Here is a 22,542-nt window from a genome sequence, read left to right as displayed (position 1 = left end):
CAATGAAATTTTCTGTCTTAATGTCCTTATATATTAAGGAAAAACCCGAATTTTTACGCGCCAGTCTGCAAAGTCTGGCGGAGCAAACTCTGCCTGCCGATGAAGTCGTTCTTGTATTAGACGGTGAAATTACACCGGAACTGGAAAAGGTGCTGGACGAGTTTAAAGAAAAATTACCCTTTACTTTCGTCCCCTTAGTGCAAAATATGGGATTAGGAAAAGCCCTTAACGAAGGCATTAAAGTTGCACGTAACGAATGGTTATTCCGCATGGACACCGATGATATCTGTTACCCGGAACGTTTTGCCAAACAAGCGGAATATATTGAACGACACCCGGATGTAGTTCTGTTCAGCACGCAAATTGCCGAATTCGACAACGACCCGGCTCAAATTATCAGCGTTCGCCGGGTACCGGTAGGTTATGAAGAAATCGTGCGGTTTAATAAAATGCGTTCGCCCTTCAACCATATGACGGTGGCTTATAAAAAATCCGTCTTGCAGGAAGTCGGCGGCTATCAGCATCATCTTTTTCTGGAAGATTACAATCTTTGGAACCGCATTATCGCAACCGGTTATCAGGTCGGTAATTTGCCGGACATATTACTTTATGCCAGAACCAACGGCGATGCGATGATCGGGCGCCGCCGCGGTTTAACTTATGCAAAAAGCGAATGGAAACTCTACAAATTAAAACGACAATTACATATTCAGGGGGCGGTTTCCGGTTTTCTCACATTCCTGATGAGAACCTTACCAAGATTAATGCCGGTTTCTCTATTAAAAAACTTATATAAACTCATGAGAAAATAAAGAAGAATTTAATAATGAAAATAAAATATAAATTTTTAGCATTAACAGCCTGCCTGATGTTAGCGGGTTGCTCCTCAAACAATAATAAAAGTGCGGTCAATTCTGCCGAAGATTTGAGTGCGCTACCCGCCACTGCGGTTTATTCAAATGCCCGGACATTAAATAATTTTGATGATTACGTGCAATTTTTAAAACGCAAGGCCGCCGGGCAAGGCGTTTCAAGTGCAACGCTAACGACACAAAACAATATCCGTTATATCGACAGTGCAGTTCGTTTGGATCAAAAACAAGCGGGCAATGCAGCTCGTCGTCAGGGATTGCCACCCCTGCCGCCAAATCCCAACGGCGTCACCAATTATCTGACAAAACATTTAACCCAAGCCAAAGTGGACAAAGCGGAAGATAACTATTATGACGTGCAGGTTCCGCTACAAAAAGCAAGTAGCGCATTCGGCGTACAGAAAGAATTTATTCTTGCGCTTTGGGGCATGGAAAGCAGCTTTGGTTACTATCAGGGAGATTATGACGTATTGTCCGTACTGGCAACCTTAGCTTTTGACGGACGGCGCGAAACCCTGTTCAGCAAAGAATTTATTAACGCAATGAAAATGCTGGATGCCGGTCATTTAAATCGCAGTAAAATGTTGGGTTCATGGGCCGGTGCCATGGGACAGACTCAGTTTATGCCGAGTTCCTACTTAAACTATGCCGCCGACGGCGATAAAGACGGTACAAAAGACATTTGGAGCAACGAATATGACGTATTCGCCTCTATCGCCAATTATCTGCATACCGTCGGTTGGGACGATACATTGCCTTGGGGAATAGAAGTTTCTCTGACAACCCCTTTACCGCTTTCACTTGCCGGCACGGAAAAAGAGAAAGCGCGTTCATTGAACGATTGGCAGGCTCAAGGCGTATTACCAAAGAATATGTTTGATGCCGACAAACTAAAAGCTTTATCCAATGCGGATTTATGGTTGGTTCGTCCGGATAAGGAAGTAGGCCGGACATTTTTGGTGTCAAACAATTACCGTACCATTTTGGACTGGAACCGTTCCAACTACTACGCATTGAGTGTCGGAATGTTCGCTGATCGGATTAAACAAACACTTGGTTTTTAACCTATAAGCTGATAGCCAGCCAGGCTATCGGCTTTTTTATTATTTAAACAACAGAAAAGGAAACACAACATGAAAAAAGCAACTCTCGCAACTCTCATTGCGGCAATGTTTGTCACCGCAACGGCACAAGCTCAAACCTCACCGGATACATTAACAAAAGTATTGGAAACAAAAGAATTGGTTGTTTGCTCACCCGGCGATTACAAACCTTTCAGTTTCGATAACAACGGTAAATTCGAAGGTGTCGATAACGACCTAATGGATAAACTTGCACAAAGTATGGGCGCCAAAGTAACCATTGTTAAGACAACTTGGAAAACACTGATGGACGATTTCACCGCGAACAAATGCGACATTGCCGTCGGTGGAATCTCCATTACCCTTGAACGCCAGCAAAAAGCGTTATTCACCGAGCCTTATTTCATTAACGGCAAAACACCTATTGTGCGTTGTGAAAATGTCGATAAATATCAAACGGTTGAGCAAATTAACCGTCCTGAAGTCCGAATTATCGCAAACCCGGGCGGAAGTAATGAAAAATACGCCCGTAATGAATTAAGCAATGCAAATTTAACCATGAATGCGGAAAACTTAACGATTTTCCAACAGGTTATCGATAAAAAAGTGGACGTATTTGTAAGCGAAGCGGCGGAAGCCATCGTAAAAGCTCATGAGCATAAAGGCGTGCTTTGTGCAGTTAATCCGGACAAACCGTTAAAACCTGCGCAAAACGGCTGGTTAATTCATAACGGCGATTACCGATTCAAAAGTTATGTGGATCAATTCCTGCATTTAGAAAAAATGTCAGGCAACCTGGATAAAACAATCAACAAATGGTTGCCTCGTGACTAATTTATCCTTTATATAAAAAAAACTGCGGTCAAAATTTTCGATTTTTTGACCGCAGTTTTTTTGTTTACTATGCCTTTTGTATCAGGGAAACATGTATAGTCAAGGGCGTATACTATACGCCCCAACAATAATACACCAATAGGCTACTTACCTAAATTATCAAAGAATTTTTTCACGCCGTCTAAAAAACTTGATGATTTAGGGCGTTGTTTAGACTGTCCTTCTAAACTCTCTTCAAATTTTCTCAACAGTTCTTTTTGTTCTTCGTTTAATTTTACCGGCGTTTCCACAATAATCTTACAAATTAAATCGCCTGCATAACCGGCTCTTGTTGAGGTAACCCCTTTCCCGCGCATACGGAATAATTTGCCGGTTTGCGTTTCAGCCGGAATTTTTAATTTCACTCGTCCGTCCAAAGTCGGCACTTCAATTTCACCGCCTAATGCCGCCATAGTAAAACTGATCGGCACTTCGCAATACAAATTGCTGCCGTCACGTTCGAAAATATGGTGATCTTTTACATGAATCACAACATATAAATCCCCTGCCGGCGCACCGTTTTCACCCGCCGCACCTTCACCGGATAAGCGCAATTGATTGCCCGTATCCACACCTGCCGGAATTTTAACCGAAAGATTTTTCTTTTTATGAACCCGTCCGTCACCATGGCAATGTTTACAAGGTTTCTCAATTTTCTTACCGCTACCCTGACAGGTCGGGCAGGTAGTTTCCGTCATAAAGAAACCTTGCTGACGGCGAACTCGTCCGTGTCCGTGGCAAGTCGGACAGGTTTCTACTTTCGAACCTTTTTCCGCACCGCTGCCGTCGCAATGATCACAAGCGGCTAAGGTATTAATTTTAATATCTTTTGTGGTGCCGCGTACCGCTTCTTCCAATGTAATTTCAATGTCGTAGCGTAAATCTTCGCCTCGAACCACACGTTGACGACTTGCACCGCCACCGAACATTTCACTGAAAATATCTTCAAAACCGCCAAAGCCACCAAAGCCGCCGCCAAATCCACCGGCACCGCCACCGAATCCGCCTTGTTCAAAAGCGGCATGTCCGTATTGGTCATAAGCGGCGCGTTTTTCTTTGTCCATCAGAATTTCATAGGCTTCATTGACTTCCTTGAATTTTTCTTCCGCCGCTTTATCACCGTTTGTTCTGTCGGGGTGATATTTCATCGCAAGGCGTTTATAGGCGCGTTTGATTTCTTTTTCATCCGCCCCTTTTTGTACGCCAAGCGTTTCGTAATAATCTTGTTTTGCCATAATTTTCGTCACTAATGTAGGGTGGGCTCGCTCGCCCACCGTAAAAGTGCGGTCAAAAATTCGGAAATTTTAACCGCACTTTGATAAAACTTAGTGGGCAATTAAACCCACCCTACCCATGTGTTAAAAGGGCGTATCGCTACGCCCTTAAATTAGTTATTTGAAGATAGATTATTTATTGTCTTTCACTTCTTCAAATTCGGCATCGACAACATCATCACCGCCGTTATTACCTTGTGCCTGTTGCGCACCGGCATCCGCTTGGGCTTGTTGTTGCGCCGCTTGCATTAATTTTTCGGAAACCTGAATTAATGCCTGGATTTTCGCTTCGATTTCAGCTTTATCTTCACCTTTCGCCGCAGCTTCAAGTTCATTTACCGCTTTTTCAATCGGTGCTTTATCGTCTGCTGATAATTTGTCACCGGCTTCCGTTAATTGTTTACGTGTGCTGTGAACCAACGCATCGGCCTGGTTACGGGCTTGAACTAATTCTTCAAATTTACGGTCGGCTTCTGCGTTTGCTTCCGCATCGCGTACCATTTGTTGAATTTCTTCATCGCTTAAACCTGAAGAAGCTTTAATGGTAATTTGCTGTTCTTTACCTGTGCCTTTATCTTTCGCCGAAACATGGATAATACCGTCCGCGTCGATATCGAAAGTCACTTCAATTTGCGGCATACCGCGCGGTGCCGGGTTAATGCCTTCCAGGTTGAATTGACCTAAAGACTTATTGGCACTCGCCTGTTTACGTTCACCTTGTAATACGTGAATAGTTACCGCACTTTGGTTATCTTCCGCGGTTGAGAATACTTGCGATTTTTTAGTCGGAATCGTAGTATTTTTCTCAATTAAGGTAGTCATCACGCCGCCCATAGTTTCGATACCTAATGATAACGGTGTTACGTCTAACAATAATACGTCGGTTACGTTACCTGCTAATACGCCGCCTTGTACCGCCGCACCAACCGCCACCGCTTCGTCAGGGTTTACGTCTTTACGCGGTTCTTTACCGAAGAATTCGGCCACTTTTTGTTGAACCAACGGCATACGGGTTTGACCGCCTACCAGGATAACATCATCAATTTGTGACACGCTTAAACCGGCATCGCTTAACGCTACTTTTACAGGTTCCATTGAACGCGCTACTAAATCTTCTACCAATGCTTCTAATTTCGCACGGGTCAATTTAATATTTAAATGTTTTGGACCTGTTGCATCCGCTGTGATGTATGGAAGATTCACATCAGTTTGTTGCGCGGAAGAAAGTTCGATTTTCGCTTTTTCGCCCGCTTCTTTCAAACGTTGCATTGCTAACGGATCGTTGCGTAAATCCACACCCTGTTCTTTTTTAAACTCATCAACCAAGTAATTAATTACACGGTTATCGAAGTCTTCACCACCTAAGTGAGTATCACCGTTGGTTGCCAATACTTCAAAAGTTTTTTCACCGCCCACTTCGTCAATTTCAATGATTGATAAGTCAAAAGTACCGCCACCTAAGTCATAAACCGCGATAGTTTGGTTACCTTTACCTTTGTCTAAACCATAAGCCAATGCCGCCGCTGTCGGTTCGTTGATGATACGTTTAACTTCTAAACCTGCGATACGACCGGCATCTTTAGTTGCCTGGCGTTGCGCATCGTTAAAATATGCAGGTACTGTAATTACCGCTTCGGTTACCGTTTCGCCCAGGAAATCTTCTGCGGTTTTCTTCATTTTTTTCAATACTTCGGCAGAGATTTGCGGTGGCGCTAATTTATCACCTTTCACATCAACCCATGCATCGCCGTTGTCCGCTTTGATAATTTGGAACGGCATAATGTTAACGTCGCGTTGTACTTCTTGGTCTTCAAAACGACGACCGATTAAACGTTTGATTGCAAATAATGTATTTTTCGGGTTTGTTACCGCCTGGCGTTTTGCCGGTTGACCTACCAATACTTCGTTATCTTGTGTATATGCGATAATTGACGGGGTTGTACGTTCACCTTCCGCATTTTCAATTACACGCGGTTTATCGCCGTCCATTACCGCTACGCAAGAGTTTGTTGTACCTAAGTCAATACCAATAATTTTGCCCATTTTAATTCTCCTCGTTAAATTCATTCGTAAGTTTTGTTTACGTAATCTTAAAATGTGGATCGATTTTTCTTTTTCAAGCTTTTTTTTTAATTTCTTGATAAATCGTTTCCGCTCATTCTTGTTACCTTAAATAAGGACGAGTCATTAAACTTCAAGAGGAAATGTTAAAAATTTTTCTAAATTTTTTCATTTCCATTTATTTAGCGTTTAAATACCGATGTTTAATTTATAAATCAACGGCATTAGGTCAATAGAACTCGAAAAAACGCTCAAATTATGATAGGTTACTTAGAATAATCTTAATTATAAAAGGAATATATTTTTTATGAATAAATCAAAATTGGCCTTAATAATAATTGTCGCCCTTGGCGCAGTTTGGACAGGTGGCGCCTGGTTTACGGGTAAAACCGCCGAAGCCGAATATAAAACACAGGTAGAAAATTTAAATAAACAGCTGACAAGCGCAAAAAGTGCGGTGGCTTTTTCTGTAAAAATTGAAAACGTACGATTTGATAGAGGATTATTCAGCTCGGAAATGAGCTACGATATTTTAATTGAATCCACACAAGATAAAACCCAAACATGGCGACTCCCTTTTGCGGGAACCCTTTATCATGGGCCTCTGCCCCTTAACTTAGTCCGTCAGTTTGATTTTTCGCCTGCCGTTTTTTCCAGTCACAGCCAACTTATAAAAAATGAACTCACCACACCTTGGTTTGATTACACAAAAGAACAAAACCCGATTACGGCGGATATCAGCTTAAATTATATGCAGGAATTTGATGCTGCTCTTAATCTTGCCGCCGGTGATATTAAACTTGAAGATATTGCCGTTAATTGGTCAAACGCCTTCATTAAATATGCGGCGACACCAAAAAAACAAGGCGAATTTAATTACCGTTACGATGCCGCCAAACTGACTCTGACCGATAAGGCTCTCGCCGATATAAAATTAGCCGATAAGGCGGAAACACAATCGGATTTATCCGCTATTGACATTGAGTTACAAAATCTCGACGGTTTGATGCAAATCATTCCGGCAACGAATGATATCACCACCGGCTTGTATAAAGGAAAGATTGAAAATCTTACCTATACTTATCATTTCGCTGATAATAAAAAAACGGCGAACACAATATATTTCAATAATTTCAATTACGACTATGCCGCCAATGAAAACGAAGGCATGCTGAATTACGATATTCATAACCGGGCGGATTCATTAAAAATTAACGACAAAAACTTAGGCGGCGTTCAGCTTGATCTTCAGGCAAATCATTTACCGACTAATCTGGTCGCGCAGTTAATCCACGGGATAAAACAACAAGCCGATGAAAAAGAAATCAACGAAATTTTGTTAAAAATTCTGGAAAATCAACCGCACTTTCGTATTTCTCCGTTGGCTCTGCAAAATACTGCGGGTAAATTTACCGGTAATTTTAATATTGAATTAGCCCATGCCGATTTCGCAAACGCGTTAAAAAAAGGAAATGTACTCTCATTATTTAAACAATTCTCTTTAAATATTGATACTGATAAACCCGCTTTAGTGGAATTTTTATCCACCTTGCAACAATTAAGCGGCGTAGCAAAAGAAAAAGCGGACGGATATGCCCAACAACAAGTAGACCGGATTGCCAATACATTGAAAAAGCAAAATGTAATTGTAGAAGAAGGCGGTTCGGCAAAATTCAATCTTGCTATCGTTAACGACAAGCTTATGCTGAACGGTAATGAAATTCCCGAAGAATATATAGGGTTAATGCTTTTCGGCTTAATGATGCAAAGCAAATAATCCCTGTTAATTGCTTTTTATCTATAAAAAATGCCGAGTGTAAACTCGGCATTTTCTTATCGGCTTTTATTATTCAACTTTAACGATCCAACCTTCCGGAGCCGGTTTATCACCAAACTGAATACCGGTTAATTCGTCATAAAGTTTTTGTGTAATCGGTCCGATTTCGGTTTCGGAATAAAAAACATGATATTTATCGTCAATTTGTACGCCGCTGATAGGAGTAATAACAGCCGCAGTACCGCAAGCGCCGGCTTCGGCAAATTGATCTAAATCTTTTACATAGACATCGCCTTCTTCCACTTCCAGGCCTAAGCGTTCTTTTGCTAAATAAAGCAACGAATATTTAGTGATACTCGGTAAAATTGACGGAGAAATAGGTGTAATAAATTTATTATCCTTAGTGATACCGAAAAAGTTTGCGGAACCCACTTCTTCGATTTTTGTATGTGTGGCCGGATCTAAATAAATGCAATCTGCAAAACCGTGTTCTTTAGCATATTTGCCCGGATATAGACTTGCCGCATAGTTGCCGCCTACTTTCGCCGCACCCGTACCGTGAGGCGCCGCTCGGTCAAAATGAGTTGAAATCAAAAATTTACTTGGAGCAAGGCCGCCTTTGAAATAAGCGCCGACCGGGCAAACAAAAATAGAAAAAATATACTCTTTTGCAGGATGTACGCCGACATTATCGCCAACGCCGATTAAGAAAGGACGTAAATATAATGTCGCACCGGAACCGTAAGGACCTACCCACTCTTCATTTGCCTTAACCACTTGCTTGCAAGCATCAATAAACATATCGACGGGAACTCGAGGCATTAGTAAACGATCAGCGCTTTGCTGCATTCGGAGGGCGTTTTGGTCCGGGCGAAATAATTGAATTGAACCGTCTTTAGTACGGTAGGCTTTTAACCCTTCAAAACATTGCTGACCATAATGCAATGCGGGCGAACCTTCACTAATATGTAAAGTGTTATCTTTTGTCAACTCGCCTTTTTGCCATTCGCCGTTTTTCCAATAAGCAATATAGCGATAATCAGTTTTTGTATAACCAAAACCAAGGTTTTTCCAATCAAGATCTTTCATTTTTTATCCTTATTTTTGTGTACTACATATTGTGATAAATCTACACCATAATAGGATCAATGAAAACAATTATTTCCAAAAAGCATGCTATTTTATGCTGGTCAGCACATTAAGTTATGATAAGATAAACAGATTGTTTTTTCAGAAAAAAGATATGTTTAATATCTTAAGAGATAAAAAAACACCGCTCACAAAGAGCGGTGCATTACGAACCCAAAATTAGGTTTAAAAATATACAGGAAGTTAAATAAGTAACTAAGTTACTTGCGTTCGGTTTCCCGAACAATATGCAAACACAACATAATACTTAATAAGAATGAAACTCTTTATGAAAAAGGAATTGCTTAATCATTAAGTACGCGGCGTATTATATGGGGGACTAAGGAGTTGAACAAGTGAGAATTTTTTATTCGAAACATAAAAAAAACTAATCCGAATAAATCTTATATAGTATAAACCATATTTCATCAATTGGAAAGAAAAATGTTTAAACGTTTGCCTCCCCTGAATTCATTGAAAGCATTCGAAAGTGCGGCTCGCTTCTTAAGTTTTACTAAAGCGGCTGACGAATTATGCGTAACTCAGGCAGCAGTAAGCCATCAAATAAAATTATTAGAAGATTTTCTAAATATTCGGTTATTTATCCGTAAAAACAGATCCTTAGAATTAACGGAATTAGGAAAAAATTACTTTCAGGAAATTTCACCTATTTTGCAAAAACTTGCGGATGTAACGGAAAAATTAAAATCTACAGACAATCCTCATCTCACTATCAGCGTGCTGCAAAGTTTCGGTATTAACTGGTTGGTTCCGAGATTAAACAGATTTAATCAACTCTATCCTAATATTGAAGTCCGCATAAAAAGTGCGGAACAAGATGAAGGAATTTTGGGCAATGATATTGATGTGGCTATTTATTATGGCTACGGAAATTGGGATAATCTCAAAACCGAAAAACTGTCGGAAGATAATTTGCTCATTTTGGCGTCGCCCAAACTACTTGCCAATAATCCGGTAAATTCAAAAGATGATTTAAAACATCATACTTTGATTCATGTACACACAAGGGATAACTGGCAAAATATGGCGACAGAGCTGGGAATCAGTGACTTAAATATTCATATAGGTCCGTTATTCAGCCATACCTTTATGGCACTGCAAGCCGCCGTACACGGACAAGGTATCGTATTAGCCAATAGTATTCTGGCGCAACAGGAAATTGACAACGGCAACCTACAAGTAGTACTGCCTTATGAACTCAAAGATCCTAAGTCTTTTTACGTGGTAAGCGATACAAACAGAACAAATGATCAAAATATCTCTGCATTCCGACAATGGATTATGCAGGAAATGAAATATAATTAAAGGGACTAATTTGAATAAACTTGCACTATATTGCCGCATTGGTTTTGAAAAAGAAACGGCCGCCGAAATTACGGAAAAAGCGGCGGAAAAAGGCGTTTTTGGTTTTGCCCGCGTCAACAATGACAGCGGTTATGTGATTTTTGAATGTTATCAGGAAGGCGAAGCGGATCGTCTTGCCCGTGAAATTCCGTTTAATCAATTAATCTTTGCCCGTCAGATGATAGTTATTTCCGATTTATTGGAAAATTTACCGCCAACCGATCGTATTACGCCTATTATTGAAGAATATAATAGGATTGGCAGCCTTGTGAATCTTCACCGGACAACGGAATTATTTGTCGAAACGGCCGATACCAATGAAGCTAAAGAACTGTCCGTCTTTTGCCGCAAATTTACCGTTCCGTTGCGTCAGGCATTAAAAAAACAAGGTTACCTGGCATTCAAAGAAGTAAAAAAAAGTGGTCTGACTCTGCATATTTTCTTTGTTAAACCCAACTGTTGCTACGTAGGCTATTCTTACAACAATAATCATTCGCCGAATTTTATGGGGATTTTACGCTTAAAATTTCCACCGCAAGCACCGAGCCGTTCAACCTTAAAACTACATGAAGCGATTCTTACTTTCCTATCGCCGGAAGAAGAACGAAAATGCATGAATGAAAGCATGTACGGCGTAGATTTAGGTGCCTGTCCCGGCGGTTGGACTTATCAATTAGTTAAACGAGGTTTATTTGTTTATGCGGTGGATCACGGCAAAATGGCGGCAAGTCTGCATGACACCGGGCGAATTGATCACTGCCCGGAAGACGGCTTTAAATTTCAGCCGCCGAAACGCAGTAAAATTGACTGGTTGGTTTGCGATATGGTTGAACAGCCTATCCGGATTGCGGCATTAATTGCAAAATGGTTGGTGAACGAATGGTGCCGCGAGAGCATTTTCAACCTGAAACTACCGATGAAAAAACGCTATGCGGAAGTGCAAAACTGTTTGCAATTAATCACTAATGAATTGGATAAAGCCGGTTTTAAATATCATATTCAGGCAAAACATTTGTATCATGATCGTGAAGAAATTACGGTACATATTTCAGTAAAAAAATGATCCGCTTTTCATTAAAATACCGAGCCGTTTGCTCGGTATTTTTATAACGTCCAAATATTCTAAATTTTTAACCGCACTTTTTCAGTGTAAACCGTCGCTCTTCCCTCTCTGGCAAAACCGATAAGAGTGAGATTACATTCTTCCGCCATACGTACCGCCAAATCCGTTGCCGCAGAAATGGCTATTAACATTTCAATCCCGCAACTTGCGGTTTTTTGCACCATTTCATAACTTGCACGACTTGTAGTTAAAACAAAACCTTGAGGTTTTCCTTGCTTGGCATGCCAGCCTAATAATTTATCTAACGCCACATGGCGCCCCACATCTTCCCGAATCGCTAACAATTCCCCTTGCGGCGAGAAAAAACCTACCGCATGGGTTGAACCCGTTTGCTTACCCAACGTCTGCGCTTGCTGTAATAGAGCTAAACAGCCGTCTAATTTTTTCAGTTCAAAGCAAAAAGTGCGGTCTAATTTTGCTAATTTTTTTGTGACCTGTTCAAGTTGCTCGCTGCCGCAAATACCACAACCCGTTCTGCCCGTTAAGGTTCGGCGTAAATCTTTCAAGCGGACAAAACATCGGGTTGCCAACTCCACCTGCACTTCTACCCCGTTACAGGTTTCTTCAACGTCAATGCCGTAAATATCCGAAACTCTATCGATAACACCTTCCGCCAGTGAAAATCCTAGAGCGAAATCTTCCAAATTTGAAGGAGTTGCCATCATCACCGTATGAGAAATGCCGTTATAAACAAGCGCTACGGGCATTTCCACCGCCAACGTTTCTTCTTTTTGTATAAATTCAAAACGGCTATTGTTTGAATCTGATACTGTATCTTTATCTATTTGTTTTATAAATGTTAAATTTTTGAAAAAACTTATTGTTCTTTTTGTGATCTCAATCAAAATATTTTTCCTTTATGAATAAGATTGGTTATAGCTTTATCATAGAAATAAAGGTATCCTACCTCTGATTTTAGCTTTTTCATTGTAATACATTTTCGAGAAAGCAATGCAATCAAATTTATCATGTTGTTACTGTGAATGAATAAGTGTAGAAACGCAATCCTTACTTTTTATTAACATCTAAATTTTATAAAACGCTTAAGAATCGCGTCGCTGCGTTTGTCTATTCTGAGAACGGTATGAACGAAATTACTACCTACTATTATTTTGAGGATTATCTATGCAGGTCACAAGAAGAAAGTTCTTTAAGATCTGTGCAGGTGGGATGGCGGGTACATCTGTTGCCGCATTAGGTTTAATGCCTACTGCCGCATTAGCTGCACCACGCGAATACAAACTTTTACGAGCGAAAGAAACTCGTCAATCCTGCACATATTGCGCTGTGGGTTGCGGTATGCTGATGTATAGCATCGGTGACGGCGCAATGAATTCCCGTGGAAAATTAACTCACGTCGAAGGCGATCCGGATCACCCGGTCAGCCGCGGAGCGTTATGCCCTAAAGGCGCGGGAGTTTTAGATTTCGTAAACAGTCCGAACCGTATCCAATATCCTGAATATCGTGCGCCGGGTTCCGATAAGTGGGAACGCATTTCCTGGCACGACGCCATTCATAAAATCGCCAAATTATTGAAAGATGACCGCGATGCCAACTGGGAATCCGCCAATGAAGAAGGAACGCCGGTTAATCGTTGGTTAACAACCGGTTTCTTAACGGCGTCCGCGGCAAGTAACGAAACCGCGTTAATCTCCCAAAAATGGGCGCGGGCATTCGGTTTACTTGTTCTTGACAACCAAGCGAGTACCTGACACGGACCGACGGTAGCAAGTCTTGCTCCATCATTTGGTCGCGGTGCCATGACCAACCACTGGGTTGATATCAAAAATGCCAACGTTGTCGTCGTTATGGGCGGTAATGCGGCTGAAGCGCATCCTGTCGGCTTCCGCTGGGCTATTGAAGCGAAAAAGCAAAACGGTGCCAAGTTAATGGTGGTTGATCCGCGTTTTAACCGTACTGCGGCAGTCGCTGATTTCTATTCTCCGATTCGTTCGGGCACGGACATTACGCTTTTATCAGGCGTAATCAAATACCTGCTCGATAACAACGCTATTCAACACGAATATGTTAAACACTATACCAACGCAAGCTTCCTGATTAATGAAGGTTACGGTTTTGAAGAAGGTTTATTCACCGGTTACGATGAAGCCGAACGTAGCTACGATAAATCTACTTGGTCGTATCAATTGGATGAAAACGGCCAGCCGAAACGCGATTTAACCATGCAGGATCCTCGTTGCGTCATTAATTTGCTGAAAAAACACGTTGAACGTTATACGCCGGAAATGGTTGAGCGGGTTTGTGGTACCAAGCAAAAAGCATTTTTGGAATTTGCCGAAACCATCGCTTCGACGGCGGTACCGAACCGTACCATGACTATTTTATATGCCCTAGGCTGGACTCATCACAGCGTAGGTGCGCAAAATATCCGTGCCATGGCGATGATCCAGTTACTTTTAGGTAACATCGGTATGGCGGGCGGCGGTATCAATGCATTACGCGGCCATTCCAATGTTCAGGGTACGACTGATATGGGTCTGTTCCCGTCTATGTTGCCGGGTTATATTCCATTACCAACAGAAACCGATACCTCATTAGAGAGTTTCTTAAACCGTATTACGCCGAAAACAGCGGCCGAAGGTCAGACTAACTACTGGCAAAATACGCCGAAATTTGTGGTGAGTATGTTAAAAACCTTCTACGGTGAAAATGCAACCAAAGACAATGAATGGGGTTTCCATAATCTTCCGAAACAATACAAGAAGAAAATGGATCACCTGCAATACATTGATTTAATGGATCAAGGTAAAATTACCGGTTACCTCTGTCAGGGTTATAACCCGTTAGCCTCTTATCCGGATAAAAATAAAATTTCGTCCGCATTACGCAAATTGAAATTCCTGGTTGTGATGGATCCGTTAAAAACCGATACTTCCGAATTCTGGCAAAATCACGGCGAATACAATGATGTTAATCCTGCTGAGATTCAAACCGAAGTATTCCGTTTGCCTACGGTTTGTTTCGCGGAAGAAGACGGTTCTATCGCCAACTCCGGTCGTTGGTTGCAATGGCATTATAAAGCAGCCGAACCACCGAAAGAAGCGAAACCGGATGTGGATATTCTTTCCGAAATCCGTGAAGTGATGCTTGAAATGTATGAAAAAGAGGGCGGTCCTTCTATTGATACAATTAAAGCTATGACATGGAACTACCAAAATCCGTTGGAACCAAAAGCTCATGAAATTGCTAAAGAAAGCAATGGTTACGCATTGGAAGATCTTTATGATGCAAACGGTAATTTAATTGCGAAAAAAGGCGAATTGCTTTCAAGCTTTGCTCAATTACGCGATGACGGCACCACTTCCGCCGCAAACTGGATTTACAGCGGTCAATGGACACCGAAAGGCAACCAAATGGATAACCGCGATAACAGCGATCCGTCCGGATTGGGTAATACCTTGGGTTGGGCGTTTGCATGGCCGGCGAATCGCCGTGTTCTTTACAACCGCGCTTCCGCGGATTTAGCCGGTAAACCATGGGATCCGAAACGTCCGTTAATCAAATGGAACGGCAAAAACTGGAACTATATTGATATAGCCGACTTCGGCACGGCACCGCCAAACAGCAATGTGATGCCGTTTATCATGAATAACGAAGGAATAAGCCGTTTATTCGCATTGGATAAAATGGTCGACGGTCCGTTCCCTGAACACTACGAACCTATCGAAAGTCCAATCGGTACTAACCCGCTGCATCCGAATGTAATTTCAAACCCGGTTGCGCGTATTTTGGATAATGATAAGGCAAGTTTTGGTAACGCAAGCGAATTCCCTTATGTGGGTACAACTTATCGCTTAACGGAACATTTCCACTGGTGGACTAAAAACGCCGATCTCAACATGATTGCTCAACCGCAGCCATTTGTTGAAATCAGTGAAGACCTCGCCAATGAAAAAGGTATCGCTCAAGGTGATGTAGTTAAAGTGACATCAAAACGCGGTTACATTAAAGCTAAAGCTGTTGTGACTAAGCGGATTAAATCCCTTGATGTTGACGGTAAAAAGGTTCATACCATAGGTATTCCGCTCCATGGCGGTTTTATTGCCGATGGGCGTAAATCTTTCTTACCGAACGCATTAACGGGGCGCGTAGGTGACGCAAATACGCAGACCCCTGAGTTTAAAACGTTCTTAGTTAACATCGAAAAAACCACGGAGGCCCTGTAATGTCCGCAGTACAAGAACAAAACATTATCAAGCGCTCCGCCACTTCCGGCGTCACGCCGCCGCCGCAAGTCCGCAAAGACGTGGTGGAAGTCGCTAAACTTATCGATGTCACCACCTGTATCGGTTGTAAAGCCTGTCAGGTCGCTTGTTCCGAATGGAACGATATCCGCGCTCCGCAGGAACAATGCGTTGGGGTTTACGATAATCCCCGCGACATGAACGCCCAACAATGGACGGTAATGAAGTTCAGCGAAGTGGAGGAAAACGACCGGCTGGAATGGCTGATCCGCAAAGACGGCTGTATGCACTGCGCCGAACCGGGCTGCTTAAAAGCCTGTCCGGCACCGGGCGCCATTATCCAATACGCCAACGGGATTGTGGATTTCCAATCGGAAAAATGTATCGGTTGCGGTTATTGTATCGCCGGCTGTCCGTTTAATGTGCCGAAAATGAGTAATGAAGACAACCGCGTATACAAATGTACCCTCTGTGTGGATCGCGTCAATGTGGGTCAAGAGCCCGCCTGCGTAAAAACCTGCCCGACCGGCGCCATTCATTTCGGCTCCAAAGAGGAAATGCTGCACTATGCGGAAACCCGGGTGGCGGATTTGAAATCCCGCGGCTATGACAATGCCGGCATCTATAATCCCGAAGGCGTAGGCGGTACTCATGTGATGTACGTGTTGCACCACGCGGACAGACCGGAGCTCTATGCCGGCTTACCGAAAGATCCGGAAATCGACGTTACCGTCAAACTTTGGAAAGACATCTTAAAACCGGTGGCGGCAGTCGCGATGGGTGGCCTGGCATTAGCCGAAATCGCCCATTATGTAGGGGTCGGTCCGAATAATGAAGAAGATGTGGAAGATCACAGCGCCCACTTCGAACGGGAAGATGCGGAAGAAGAACAATCACATCATAACAAAGGTGGCAAATAATGAGTAAAGTCGAATTTACGAACGATACCAAAATCGTTCGCCATAAATACCCCGCTCGTGTGAGTCATTGGTTTTTAGTGATTGCCTTCTTTATGACCATGTTCACCGGGGTGGCGTTTTTCTTCCCGGATTTCGCCTGGTTACATGAAATTTTGGGGACGCCGCAACTGGCGCGCGCCATTCACCCGATTACGGGTATCATCATGTTCATCGCGTTTATTATTCTTGCCTTTATTTATGCAAGCCATAATATTCCGGAACGGAACGACATCCGCTGGTTGAAAGGCATCGTGGAAGTATTGAAAGGTAACGAACATGGTGTGGCATACAACGGCAAATACAACCTCGGTCAGAAAATGCTGTTCTGGACGTTGAATCTTGCCATGATCACATTGTTGGTAACCGGCATTATCATGTGGCGGCGCTACTTCTCCGGCTACTTTTCGGTAACAACGCTGCGCATTGCGATTTTATTGCACTCCGCCAGCGCCTTCGCTCTGTTCACCGGCATTCTGGTGCACATCTACATGGCGTTTTGGGTGAAAGGCTCCATCCGCGCCATGGTTGAAGGCTGGGTTACCGTACGCTGGGCGAAAAAACACCACCCGAAATGGTTCAATCATGAAATCAAACCGGAAATCGAGCGTTATATGTTAGAGAAAGATAAAGCCTCTAAATAACTATCAACTTACAGACAAAAGTGCGGTAAAAAATCTTAAAATTTTTACCGCACTTTTTTTCACTGAAGGATTATACGACTAATCTTTCGGTTGGAATTTTAATAAGCGGTTTGCATTGGTTGCTACCGTAATAGATGAACAAGCCATTGCCGCTCCGCCGAACATCGGATTCAGTAGGAAGCCGAAAAGCGGATAGAATACGCCGGCAGCGACAGGAATACAGATAACATTGTAAACAAAAGCAAAGAAAAGATTTTGTTTCATGTTATGCAACGTTCCTTTAGCAAGCGCTAAAGCATCCGCTACCGCATGAATGCTGTGCCGCATTAAAGTCAGTTCGGAAGTTTCAATGGCTATATCGCTACCGCTGCCGATAGCAATACTCACATCCGCTTGCGCCAATGCCGGCGCATCATTAATGCCGTCACCCACCATCACAACTTTTCCGCCTTGTTCTTGTAATTGTCGGATCACATTGGCTTTTCCTTCCGGAAGAATCCCTGCAATGACTTGATCAATTCCCGCTTCTTTTGCAATAGCCTGCGCCGTTTTTTCCTGATCGCCGGTTAACATAATCAGGTGATAACCCTGTTTATGCAAGCGTTGTATGGCTTCCACCGAGTCTTCGCGCAAAGGATCCCGAATTGCGAAAACACCCGCCAATACATTATTTACCGCTAAAAATATTACCGTCGCACCTTTTTCGCTTTCGGTTTGGAAGAACCTATTCGCCGCACTCGCATCAATATTATGCTGTTGCAATAAAGTATAATTACCGAGCAGAATGTTCTGCTGATCAACCTTGGCACTCACGCCTAAACCTTTTAAGGTGCGGAAATCTTCCGGCTCGTGTTCAAGGTTCAGGTTATATTCCTGTGCCAAACTAAGTACCGCTTTCGCTATTGGATGGTTTGCCCCTTGCTCAATACTTGCCGCATACTCCAGTGCAACCGATTCATCAAAATGATTAAAGGTTAAAAGTGCGGTCACTTTCGGCTCACCTTTCGTCAAGGTACCGGTTTTATCAAAGACAATAGTATCGACATTTGAAGCTTTTTGTAAGGCATCCGCATTACGTACCAATATGCCCAGTTCCGCGGCACGCCCGACACCGCCGATAATCGACATTGGCGTTGCCAATCCCAACGCGCAAGGACAGGCGATAATCAGTACCGTTGTCAGCACTACAAGCGCATAAGAAATCTGCGGTTCAGGGCCGACCAAATACCAAATCAACGCGGCAAAAACAGCGATACAAATTACCACAGGTACAAAAATTCCGGCAATTTTATCCGCCAACTGACCGATTTCCGGCTTACTGCTTTGCGCCTGGCGAACTAAGCGGATAATATTCGCCAACATGGTTTTATTGCCCACCTGCTCGGCGCGAAATTGTAATGCACCGTCGGTAACTAATGTGCCGGCGCTGATTTTATCTCCTTCCTGCTTTTGCACGGGAATCGGTTCACCGGTCAGCATACTTTCGTCAATCCAACCGGAACCTTGCAGAACGATGCCGTCTACAGATACGCGATCGCCGGTTTGCAAACGAATCCGCATTCCCGTTTTTACATCTTTCAGCGGAATTTCACGCTCACCCAGCTCATCAATAATCCGCGTAGTTTTCGGGGTTAAATCAAGCAAACGTTCCAATGCTTTTGATGAACGTTGCTTCGCCTTGGCTTCAAGCATTTTCCCTACATTGATTAAACCGATAATCATCACGCCGGATTCAAAATAAAGATGGCGCGATCCATCGGGGAAAAAATCCGGAGTGAGGGAAATAAACATCGAAAATAACCAAGCCACACCGGTGCCTAGCGCCACTAAGGTATCCATAGTCGCATTACCTTTCAATAAGTTTTTCCAGGCGCGTTCAAAGAAATGCCAGCCGGTACAAAGCATAGTCACCAACACAATGAGACCGACCATTACCCAGTTCCAGTGATTTTCCGCCGTGGCAACGGTCGTTCCGCCGAAAATTCCCCAAAAAAACAAACCGAAACCGACAATTAAGGCGACAATTGACTGCCATTTGCGCTGATTAATTTCATGCTCCGCCTGTACATTTTGTTTTTCGCGACGGGAATTTTCATCTTCCACTACTTCGGCATGATAACCGGCATTCTCAATCGCTTGCAGCATTAATTCCACATCGCCGTTGCCGTACACCAATGCGGTATTTTCCGCCAGATTCACCTGTGCCGCCGCCACTTCAGGCACTGCTAATAAGGCTTTTTCCACCTTGCGCACACAGGCTGCACAGCTCATGCCTTCCAGCATTAAGGTAGTCTGCTCGGCTCTGTCATCAATTTGCACAGTTTGTTGCACTTCGCTGTGGATTTCGTTTATCGGCTCCTCAGCTTGCTCTGTTTTCGGCTTATTCCGATTAGACGAGCCTGGCTAACCTCGCATTAAAACCGGCATCTACAATAGCTTTCACAACATCTTCCGGTTTGGCATTACCGTAAATACGCGCTTTTTTCAGATCCACATCAAAAACTTCCATATTTTCCACCGCACTTAGCGCCTTGCTCACGCTTTTAATGCAGTGACCGCAGTTTAATCCGTCTAGTTCCAATTCAAAACTCGGGGTTGCCAATTGCGCTTTAAAATCAGCGGCGGTAATAGCATCAATAAATAATTGCGGATCTTTATCCGAATTGATTTTCGCATAATTTAAGGTAACCTCGGCGCTATTTTCACCGCTAATAGCTTCAATAGCTTTAGTCACCGATTTAATGCAATGTCCGCATGACAGTTCGCTCAATGCTAAAAAAATTGCCATAATTTACTCCTTTGTTAAAAAATACTTTACTGACTTGCTAAAAATAAACCTTGACCTAAGGGGAAGGTCAAGAGTAAATTAGCGAAACTCAAAAGGAATGCTATGAATATCAATGAAATTGTGAAAAAAACGAATTTAACGGCAAAGTCCATTCGTTTTTATGAAGAAAAAGGTCTAATTACAGCGCCTCAACGTGCGCTGAACGGCTACCGCCAATACAATCAAAAACACGTAGAAGAACTAAACTTATTGCACCAGGCTCGTTTGGTCGGCTTTTCACTCCCCGAATGCAAAGAATTATTGGAACTTTATAAGGATCCTCATCGCCGCAGTGCGGATGTTAAAGCCAAAACTCTCGCCAGAATTGCAGAAATTGATAATCAAATCGGCAAATTGCAACAAATGAGACAGCAATTGCAAACCCTTGCCAATCAATGCCCGGGCGACGGTTCCGAACATTGTCCGATTATCGAAGGGCTCAGCAAACCAAATTGTTGCGACCATCATGCCGAGAAAAAATAATAATGGTTAATAATTATAATTTAGCACTGATTAAAGTGCATTTTACCGCCGTGCTTTTTGGATTGACCGGCGTTCTCGGCGTCATTATCAGCGCCGATTCCGATGTAATTGTGTTAGGGCGGGTGATAATCGCGTTTCTCGCGTTATCGGTTTATTTCTTAATAAAACGAGAAAAACTGACCGCACTTTCAACCAAAGATGTGGCGAATCAATCTCTGTCGGGCGCTCTCCTAACGGCTCATTGGGTCACGTTTTATGTCGCGGTAAAAGTGGGCGGCGTTGCTGTCGCCACTCTTGGTTTTGCCGGCTTTCCGGGCTTTGTAGCGCTATTTGAACGATTGTTCTTTCAGGAAAAGTTAAAACGCCGCGAACTGATTTTATTAATCGCCGTCACTATCGGCTTAATTTTAGTCACTCCGCAATTCGAATTCGGCAATCAATCCACTCAAGGCTTATTATGGGGAATTTTTTCCGGTGCAATTTACGGCATTCTTGCTATTTTAAATCGAAAAAACATCAACAAACTCTCCGGCACACAAGCCAGTTGGTGGCAATATTTAATAGGTTCAATCCTGCTATTTCCCTTTGCCGCTCACAAATTACCTGCGGTTTCGGTAACGGATTGGTTTTGGATCGCCTGTCTCGGTTTGCTATGCACCAGCCTTGCCTACACCTTATTTGTTTCAAGCCTGAACATAATCAACGCCCGAACCGCCGCAATGATTATCTCCCTTGAACCTGTTTACGCTATTCTGATCGCCTGGATTTGGCTCGGCGAACAACCGGGATTACGCATGATCATAGGCGGCCTGATTATTCTGCTTTCTGTGGGCGTTGTGAATTTCAGAAGATAGTTAAACCAGAAAAAATGATCAAAATGCCTGTTATCCAAATCAACAGGCATTAACCCGTTGTATGATAATGCTTAACCAGAATCTTCTCCAGCAAGCCAAACACATGAATCACCCGCAAGGGGGTGTTTTCCTGATAGGGGCGATACAGAAACATCTTCCACTCGGGGATCGGCAAGTCGGGAAATAAGATTTTCAGCTTACCGGTCTGTACATGCGGCAGATAATAATAGTCGGGCAATACTCCGATGGCTAATCCCTTCAAAATTACCGCCAGATTGCTATAGCTTTCCGAACTCATAAAATACGGTTTTTTCGCGACAAAACTTTGCTCCGCCGTATTGAACCAATGCCATGCTTTGCCCGTTTGCGGGTTGATTTCCGCGCAAAGCGGAAAACGGTTTTGCAGGTCGTCCAGATCCCGCGGTTGACCTAAACGGTTTAGTAAAGCGGTACTCGCCACAATACGCTCTTTGATATGGGTAATTTTTTTGGCGATAAAATGGGGTTCCATTTCCAGGCTGATACGAATGCCGATATCAATTTGTCTGGTAATGGAATTATATAAGGCGGTATCGGGGCGCCAGTCGATATGCAAATCGGGATAGGGCGAAAGTGCGGTCAATAATTCCGTTAAAATCACATCATTATTGGGCAATCTTGGCAGGGTAATTCGCACCGTTCCGCTCATGGATTCTTTAAAATCCGTTTGAAACAGAGTTTCCGTCGCCTTCAACCATTGTTGGGCGTCAGCCAAAAAGGCCTGACCGAAATCCGTCAGTGAAATATTGCGGGTATTACGCTTAAATAAAGGTTCGCCCAATTCCCGTTCCAGTTCCGCAATCATACGTGTAACCACCTGCGGCGAAATGGCGAGGCGGTTGGCGGTTTCCCGAAAATGCAGGGTTTCCGCGGCTATACAGAAATAACGAACGGCTTCCACTTTATCTAACATCATCCCTCTTTATTCCCGATTCAGGAATTCTTTATTCTTAATTTACTCATTGTATAGGAATAAAT

18 protein-coding genes are annotated in these 22,542 nt (G+C 43.1%); 11 read left to right on the top strand and 7 right to left on the bottom strand.

Going from position 1 to position 22,542, the window contains the following annotated elements; genetic code table 11:
• The first annotated feature begins 2 nt into the window (after positions 1 to 2).
• The 3 genes from MS_RS04190 to MS_RS04180 all read left to right on the top strand — a co-directional run bounded on the left by MS_RS04190 (position 3) and on the right by MS_RS04180 (position 2,788).
• Entirely contained in the window at positions 3 to 812 is an 810-nt protein-coding gene (locus MS_RS04190; protein ID WP_011200079.1) for a glycosyltransferase, read from the top strand.
• A gap of 14 nt (positions 813 to 826) precedes the next feature.
• Positions 827 to 1,936: a lytic murein transglycosylase gene (locus MS_RS04185; RefSeq protein WP_011200078.1), complete on the top strand. Its 1,110-nt coding sequence runs from the start codon at positions 827 to 829 to the stop codon at positions 1,934 to 1,936.
• A gap of 69 nt (positions 1,937 to 2,005) precedes the next feature.
• Positions 2,006 to 2,788, top strand: coding sequence for a transporter substrate-binding domain-containing protein (locus tag MS_RS04180; protein ID WP_011200077.1), 783 nt, complete (start codon positions 2,006 to 2,008; stop codon positions 2,786 to 2,788).
• A 143-nt stretch (positions 2,789 to 2,931) separates the two neighbouring features.
• Here MS_RS04180 and dnaJ read toward each other — a convergent pair whose 3' ends face one another.
• Together dnaJ and dnaK are read right to left on the bottom strand one after the other, a co-directional pair.
• Positions 2,932 to 4,062, bottom strand: a complete 1,131-nt coding sequence (gene dnaJ, locus MS_RS04175; RefSeq protein WP_041639657.1) for a molecular chaperone DnaJ — start codon at positions 4,060 to 4,062, stop codon at positions 2,932 to 2,934.
• A 171-nt stretch (positions 4,063 to 4,233) separates the two neighbouring features.
• A complete protein-coding gene (gene dnaK / locus MS_RS04170; RefSeq protein WP_041639656.1) occupies positions 4,234 to 6,144 on the bottom strand; it encodes a molecular chaperone DnaK in 1,911 nt (636 codons plus the stop codon).
• Between the two features lie 325 nt (positions 6,145 to 6,469).
• Between dnaK and MS_RS04165 the strand changes: the two genes are divergently transcribed.
• Positions 6,470 to 7,939 carry a YdgA family protein gene (locus tag MS_RS04165; protein WP_011200074.1) on the top strand — a complete coding sequence of 490 codons (1,470 nt, stop codon included), beginning with the start codon at positions 6,470 to 6,472 and terminating at the stop codon, positions 7,937 to 7,939.
• Positions 7,940 to 8,008: 69 nt separating this feature from the next.
• Here MS_RS04165 and MS_RS04160 read toward each other — a convergent pair whose 3' ends face one another.
• The gene (locus tag MS_RS04160; protein ID WP_011200073.1) at positions 8,009 to 9,028 is read right to left on the bottom strand and encodes a branched-chain amino acid aminotransferase; all 1,020 of its coding nucleotides are present in this window, start codon (positions 9,026 to 9,028) and stop codon (positions 8,009 to 8,011) included.
• Positions 9,029 to 9,511: 483 nt separating this feature from the next.
• Here MS_RS04160 and MS_RS04155 point away from each other — a divergent pair, with 483 nt between their 5' ends.
• Together MS_RS04155 and rlmM are read left to right on the top strand one after the other, a co-directional pair.
• Complete coding sequence (locus MS_RS04155; RefSeq protein ID WP_041639654.1) at positions 9,512 to 10,393, top strand: transcriptional regulator GcvA; 882 nt, start codon at positions 9,512 to 9,514, stop codon at positions 10,391 to 10,393.
• Between the two features lie 10 nt (positions 10,394 to 10,403).
• Positions 10,404 to 11,495 (top strand): 23S rRNA (cytidine(2498)-2'-O)-methyltransferase RlmM, encoded by a 1,092-nt coding sequence (rlmM, locus tag MS_RS04150; protein ID WP_011200071.1) that lies wholly within the window; start codon positions 10,404 to 10,406, stop codon positions 11,493 to 11,495.
• A gap of 59 nt (positions 11,496 to 11,554) precedes the next feature.
• Here the strand turns inward: rlmM and fdhD are convergent, their stop codons facing one another.
• Positions 11,555 to 12,400, bottom strand: coding sequence for a formate dehydrogenase accessory sulfurtransferase FdhD (gene fdhD / locus MS_RS04145; RefSeq protein ID WP_011200070.1), 846 nt, complete (start codon positions 12,398 to 12,400; stop codon positions 11,555 to 11,557).
• A 280-nt stretch (positions 12,401 to 12,680) separates the two neighbouring features.
• Between fdhD and fdnG the strand changes: the two genes are divergently transcribed.
• Genes fdnG through MS_RS04125 form a run of 3 tightly spaced genes read left to right on the top strand, consistent with a single transcriptional unit; the run spans position 12,681 to position 17,361 of the window.
• Entirely contained in the window at positions 12,681 to 15,743 is a 3,063-nt protein-coding gene (gene fdnG / locus MS_RS04135; protein WP_083754306.1) for a formate dehydrogenase-N subunit alpha, read from the top strand.
• Complete coding sequence (gene fdxH / locus MS_RS04130) at positions 15,743 to 16,681, top strand: formate dehydrogenase subunit beta (RefSeq protein WP_011200067.1); 939 nt, start codon at positions 15,743 to 15,745, stop codon at positions 16,679 to 16,681. Before fdnG ends, fdxH begins: the two co-directional genes overlap by 1 nt.
• The gene (locus MS_RS04125) at positions 16,681 to 17,361 is read left to right on the top strand and encodes a formate dehydrogenase subunit gamma (RefSeq protein ID WP_011200066.1); all 681 of its coding nucleotides are present in this window, start codon (positions 16,681 to 16,683) and stop codon (positions 17,359 to 17,361) included. The genes fdxH and MS_RS04125 overlap by 1 nt, the downstream gene beginning before the upstream one ends.
• Before the next feature lie 78 nt (positions 17,362 to 17,439).
• Here MS_RS04125 and MS_RS04120 read toward each other — a convergent pair whose 3' ends face one another.
• Together MS_RS04120 and MS_RS11210 are read right to left on the bottom strand one after the other, a co-directional pair.
• Positions 17,440 to 19,644, bottom strand: coding sequence for a copper-translocating P-type ATPase (locus MS_RS04120; protein WP_041640168.1), 2,205 nt, complete (start codon positions 19,642 to 19,644; stop codon positions 17,440 to 17,442).
• A 106-nt stretch (positions 19,645 to 19,750) separates the two neighbouring features.
• The gene (locus MS_RS11210; protein WP_011200064.1) at positions 19,751 to 20,149 is read right to left on the bottom strand and encodes a cation transporter; all 399 of its coding nucleotides are present in this window, start codon (positions 20,147 to 20,149) and stop codon (positions 19,751 to 19,753) included.
• A gap of 102 nt (positions 20,150 to 20,251) precedes the next feature.
• Here MS_RS11210 and cueR point away from each other — a divergent pair, with 102 nt between their 5' ends.
• Complete coding sequence (gene cueR, locus MS_RS04110; protein WP_011200063.1) at positions 20,252 to 20,671, top strand: Cu(I)-responsive transcriptional regulator; 420 nt, start codon at positions 20,252 to 20,254, stop codon at positions 20,669 to 20,671.
• 2 nt (positions 20,672 to 20,673) lie between these two features.
• Positions 20,674 to 21,525 (top strand): DMT family transporter, encoded by an 852-nt coding sequence (locus tag MS_RS04105; protein WP_041639653.1) that lies wholly within the window; start codon positions 20,674 to 20,676, stop codon positions 21,523 to 21,525.
• 49 nt (positions 21,526 to 21,574) lie between these two features.
• On the opposite strand, the gene MS_RS04100 is transcribed toward MS_RS04105, so the two are convergent.
• The gene (locus MS_RS04100) at positions 21,575 to 22,477 is read right to left on the bottom strand and encodes a LysR family transcriptional regulator (protein ID WP_041639651.1); all 903 of its coding nucleotides are present in this window, start codon (positions 22,475 to 22,477) and stop codon (positions 21,575 to 21,577) included.
• Positions 22,478 to 22,542 lie beyond the last annotated feature (65 nt).

Source organism: [Mannheimia] succiniciproducens MBEL55E, from assembly GCF_000007745.1.
Taxonomy (GTDB): Bacteria; Pseudomonadota; Gammaproteobacteria; order Enterobacterales; family Pasteurellaceae; genus Basfia; species Basfia succiniciproducens.
This window is presented reverse-complemented; position numbering and strand designations above follow the sequence as displayed.

What these genes read in the sequence shown, in the direction of transcription:
- MS_RS04180 (WP_011200077.1), top strand. Translation starts at nt 2,006, where the DNA reads ATGAAAAAAGCAACTCTCGCAACTCTCATTGCGGCAATGTTTGTCACC.
- dnaJ (WP_041639657.1), bottom strand. Translation starts at nt 4,062, where the DNA reads ATGGCAAAACAAGATTATTACGAAACGCTTGGCGTACAAAAAGGGGCG.
- MS_RS04120 (WP_041640168.1), bottom strand. Translation starts at nt 19,644, where the DNA reads ATGCTGGAAGGCATGAGCTGTGCAGCCTGTGTGCGCAAGGTGGAAAAA.
- MS_RS11210 (WP_011200064.1), bottom strand. Translation starts at nt 20,149, where the DNA reads ATGGCAATTTTTTTAGCATTGAGCGAACTGTCATGCGGACATTGCATT.
- MS_RS04125 (WP_011200066.1), top strand. Translation starts at nt 16,681, where the DNA reads ATGAGTAAAGTCGAATTTACGAACGATACCAAAATCGTTCGCCATAAA.
- fdxH (WP_011200067.1), top strand. Translation starts at nt 15,743, where the DNA reads ATGTCCGCAGTACAAGAACAAAACATTATCAAGCGCTCCGCCACTTCC.
- cueR (WP_011200063.1), top strand. Translation starts at nt 20,252, where the DNA reads ATGAATATCAATGAAATTGTGAAAAAAACGAATTTAACGGCAAAGTCC.
- MS_RS04105 (WP_041639653.1), top strand. Translation starts at nt 20,674, where the DNA reads ATGGTTAATAATTATAATTTAGCACTGATTAAAGTGCATTTTACCGCC.
- MS_RS04185 (WP_011200078.1), top strand. Translation starts at nt 827, where the DNA reads ATGAAAATAAAATATAAATTTTTAGCATTAACAGCCTGCCTGATGTTA.
- MS_RS04160 (WP_011200073.1), bottom strand. Translation starts at nt 9,028, where the DNA reads ATGAAAGATCTTGATTGGAAAAACCTTGGTTTTGGTTATACAAAAACT.
- MS_RS04190 (WP_011200079.1), top strand. Translation starts at nt 3, where the DNA reads ATGAAATTTTCTGTCTTAATGTCCTTATATATTAAGGAAAAACCCGAA.
- MS_RS04155 (WP_041639654.1), top strand. Translation starts at nt 9,512, where the DNA reads ATGTTTAAACGTTTGCCTCCCCTGAATTCATTGAAAGCATTCGAAAGT.
- MS_RS04165 (WP_011200074.1), top strand. Translation starts at nt 6,470, where the DNA reads ATGAATAAATCAAAATTGGCCTTAATAATAATTGTCGCCCTTGGCGCA.
- dnaK (WP_041639656.1), bottom strand. Translation starts at nt 6,144, where the DNA reads ATGGGCAAAATTATTGGTATTGACTTAGGTACAACAAACTCTTGCGTA.
- MS_RS04100 (WP_041639651.1), bottom strand. Translation starts at nt 22,477, where the DNA reads ATGTTAGATAAAGTGGAAGCCGTTCGTTATTTCTGTATAGCCGCGGAA.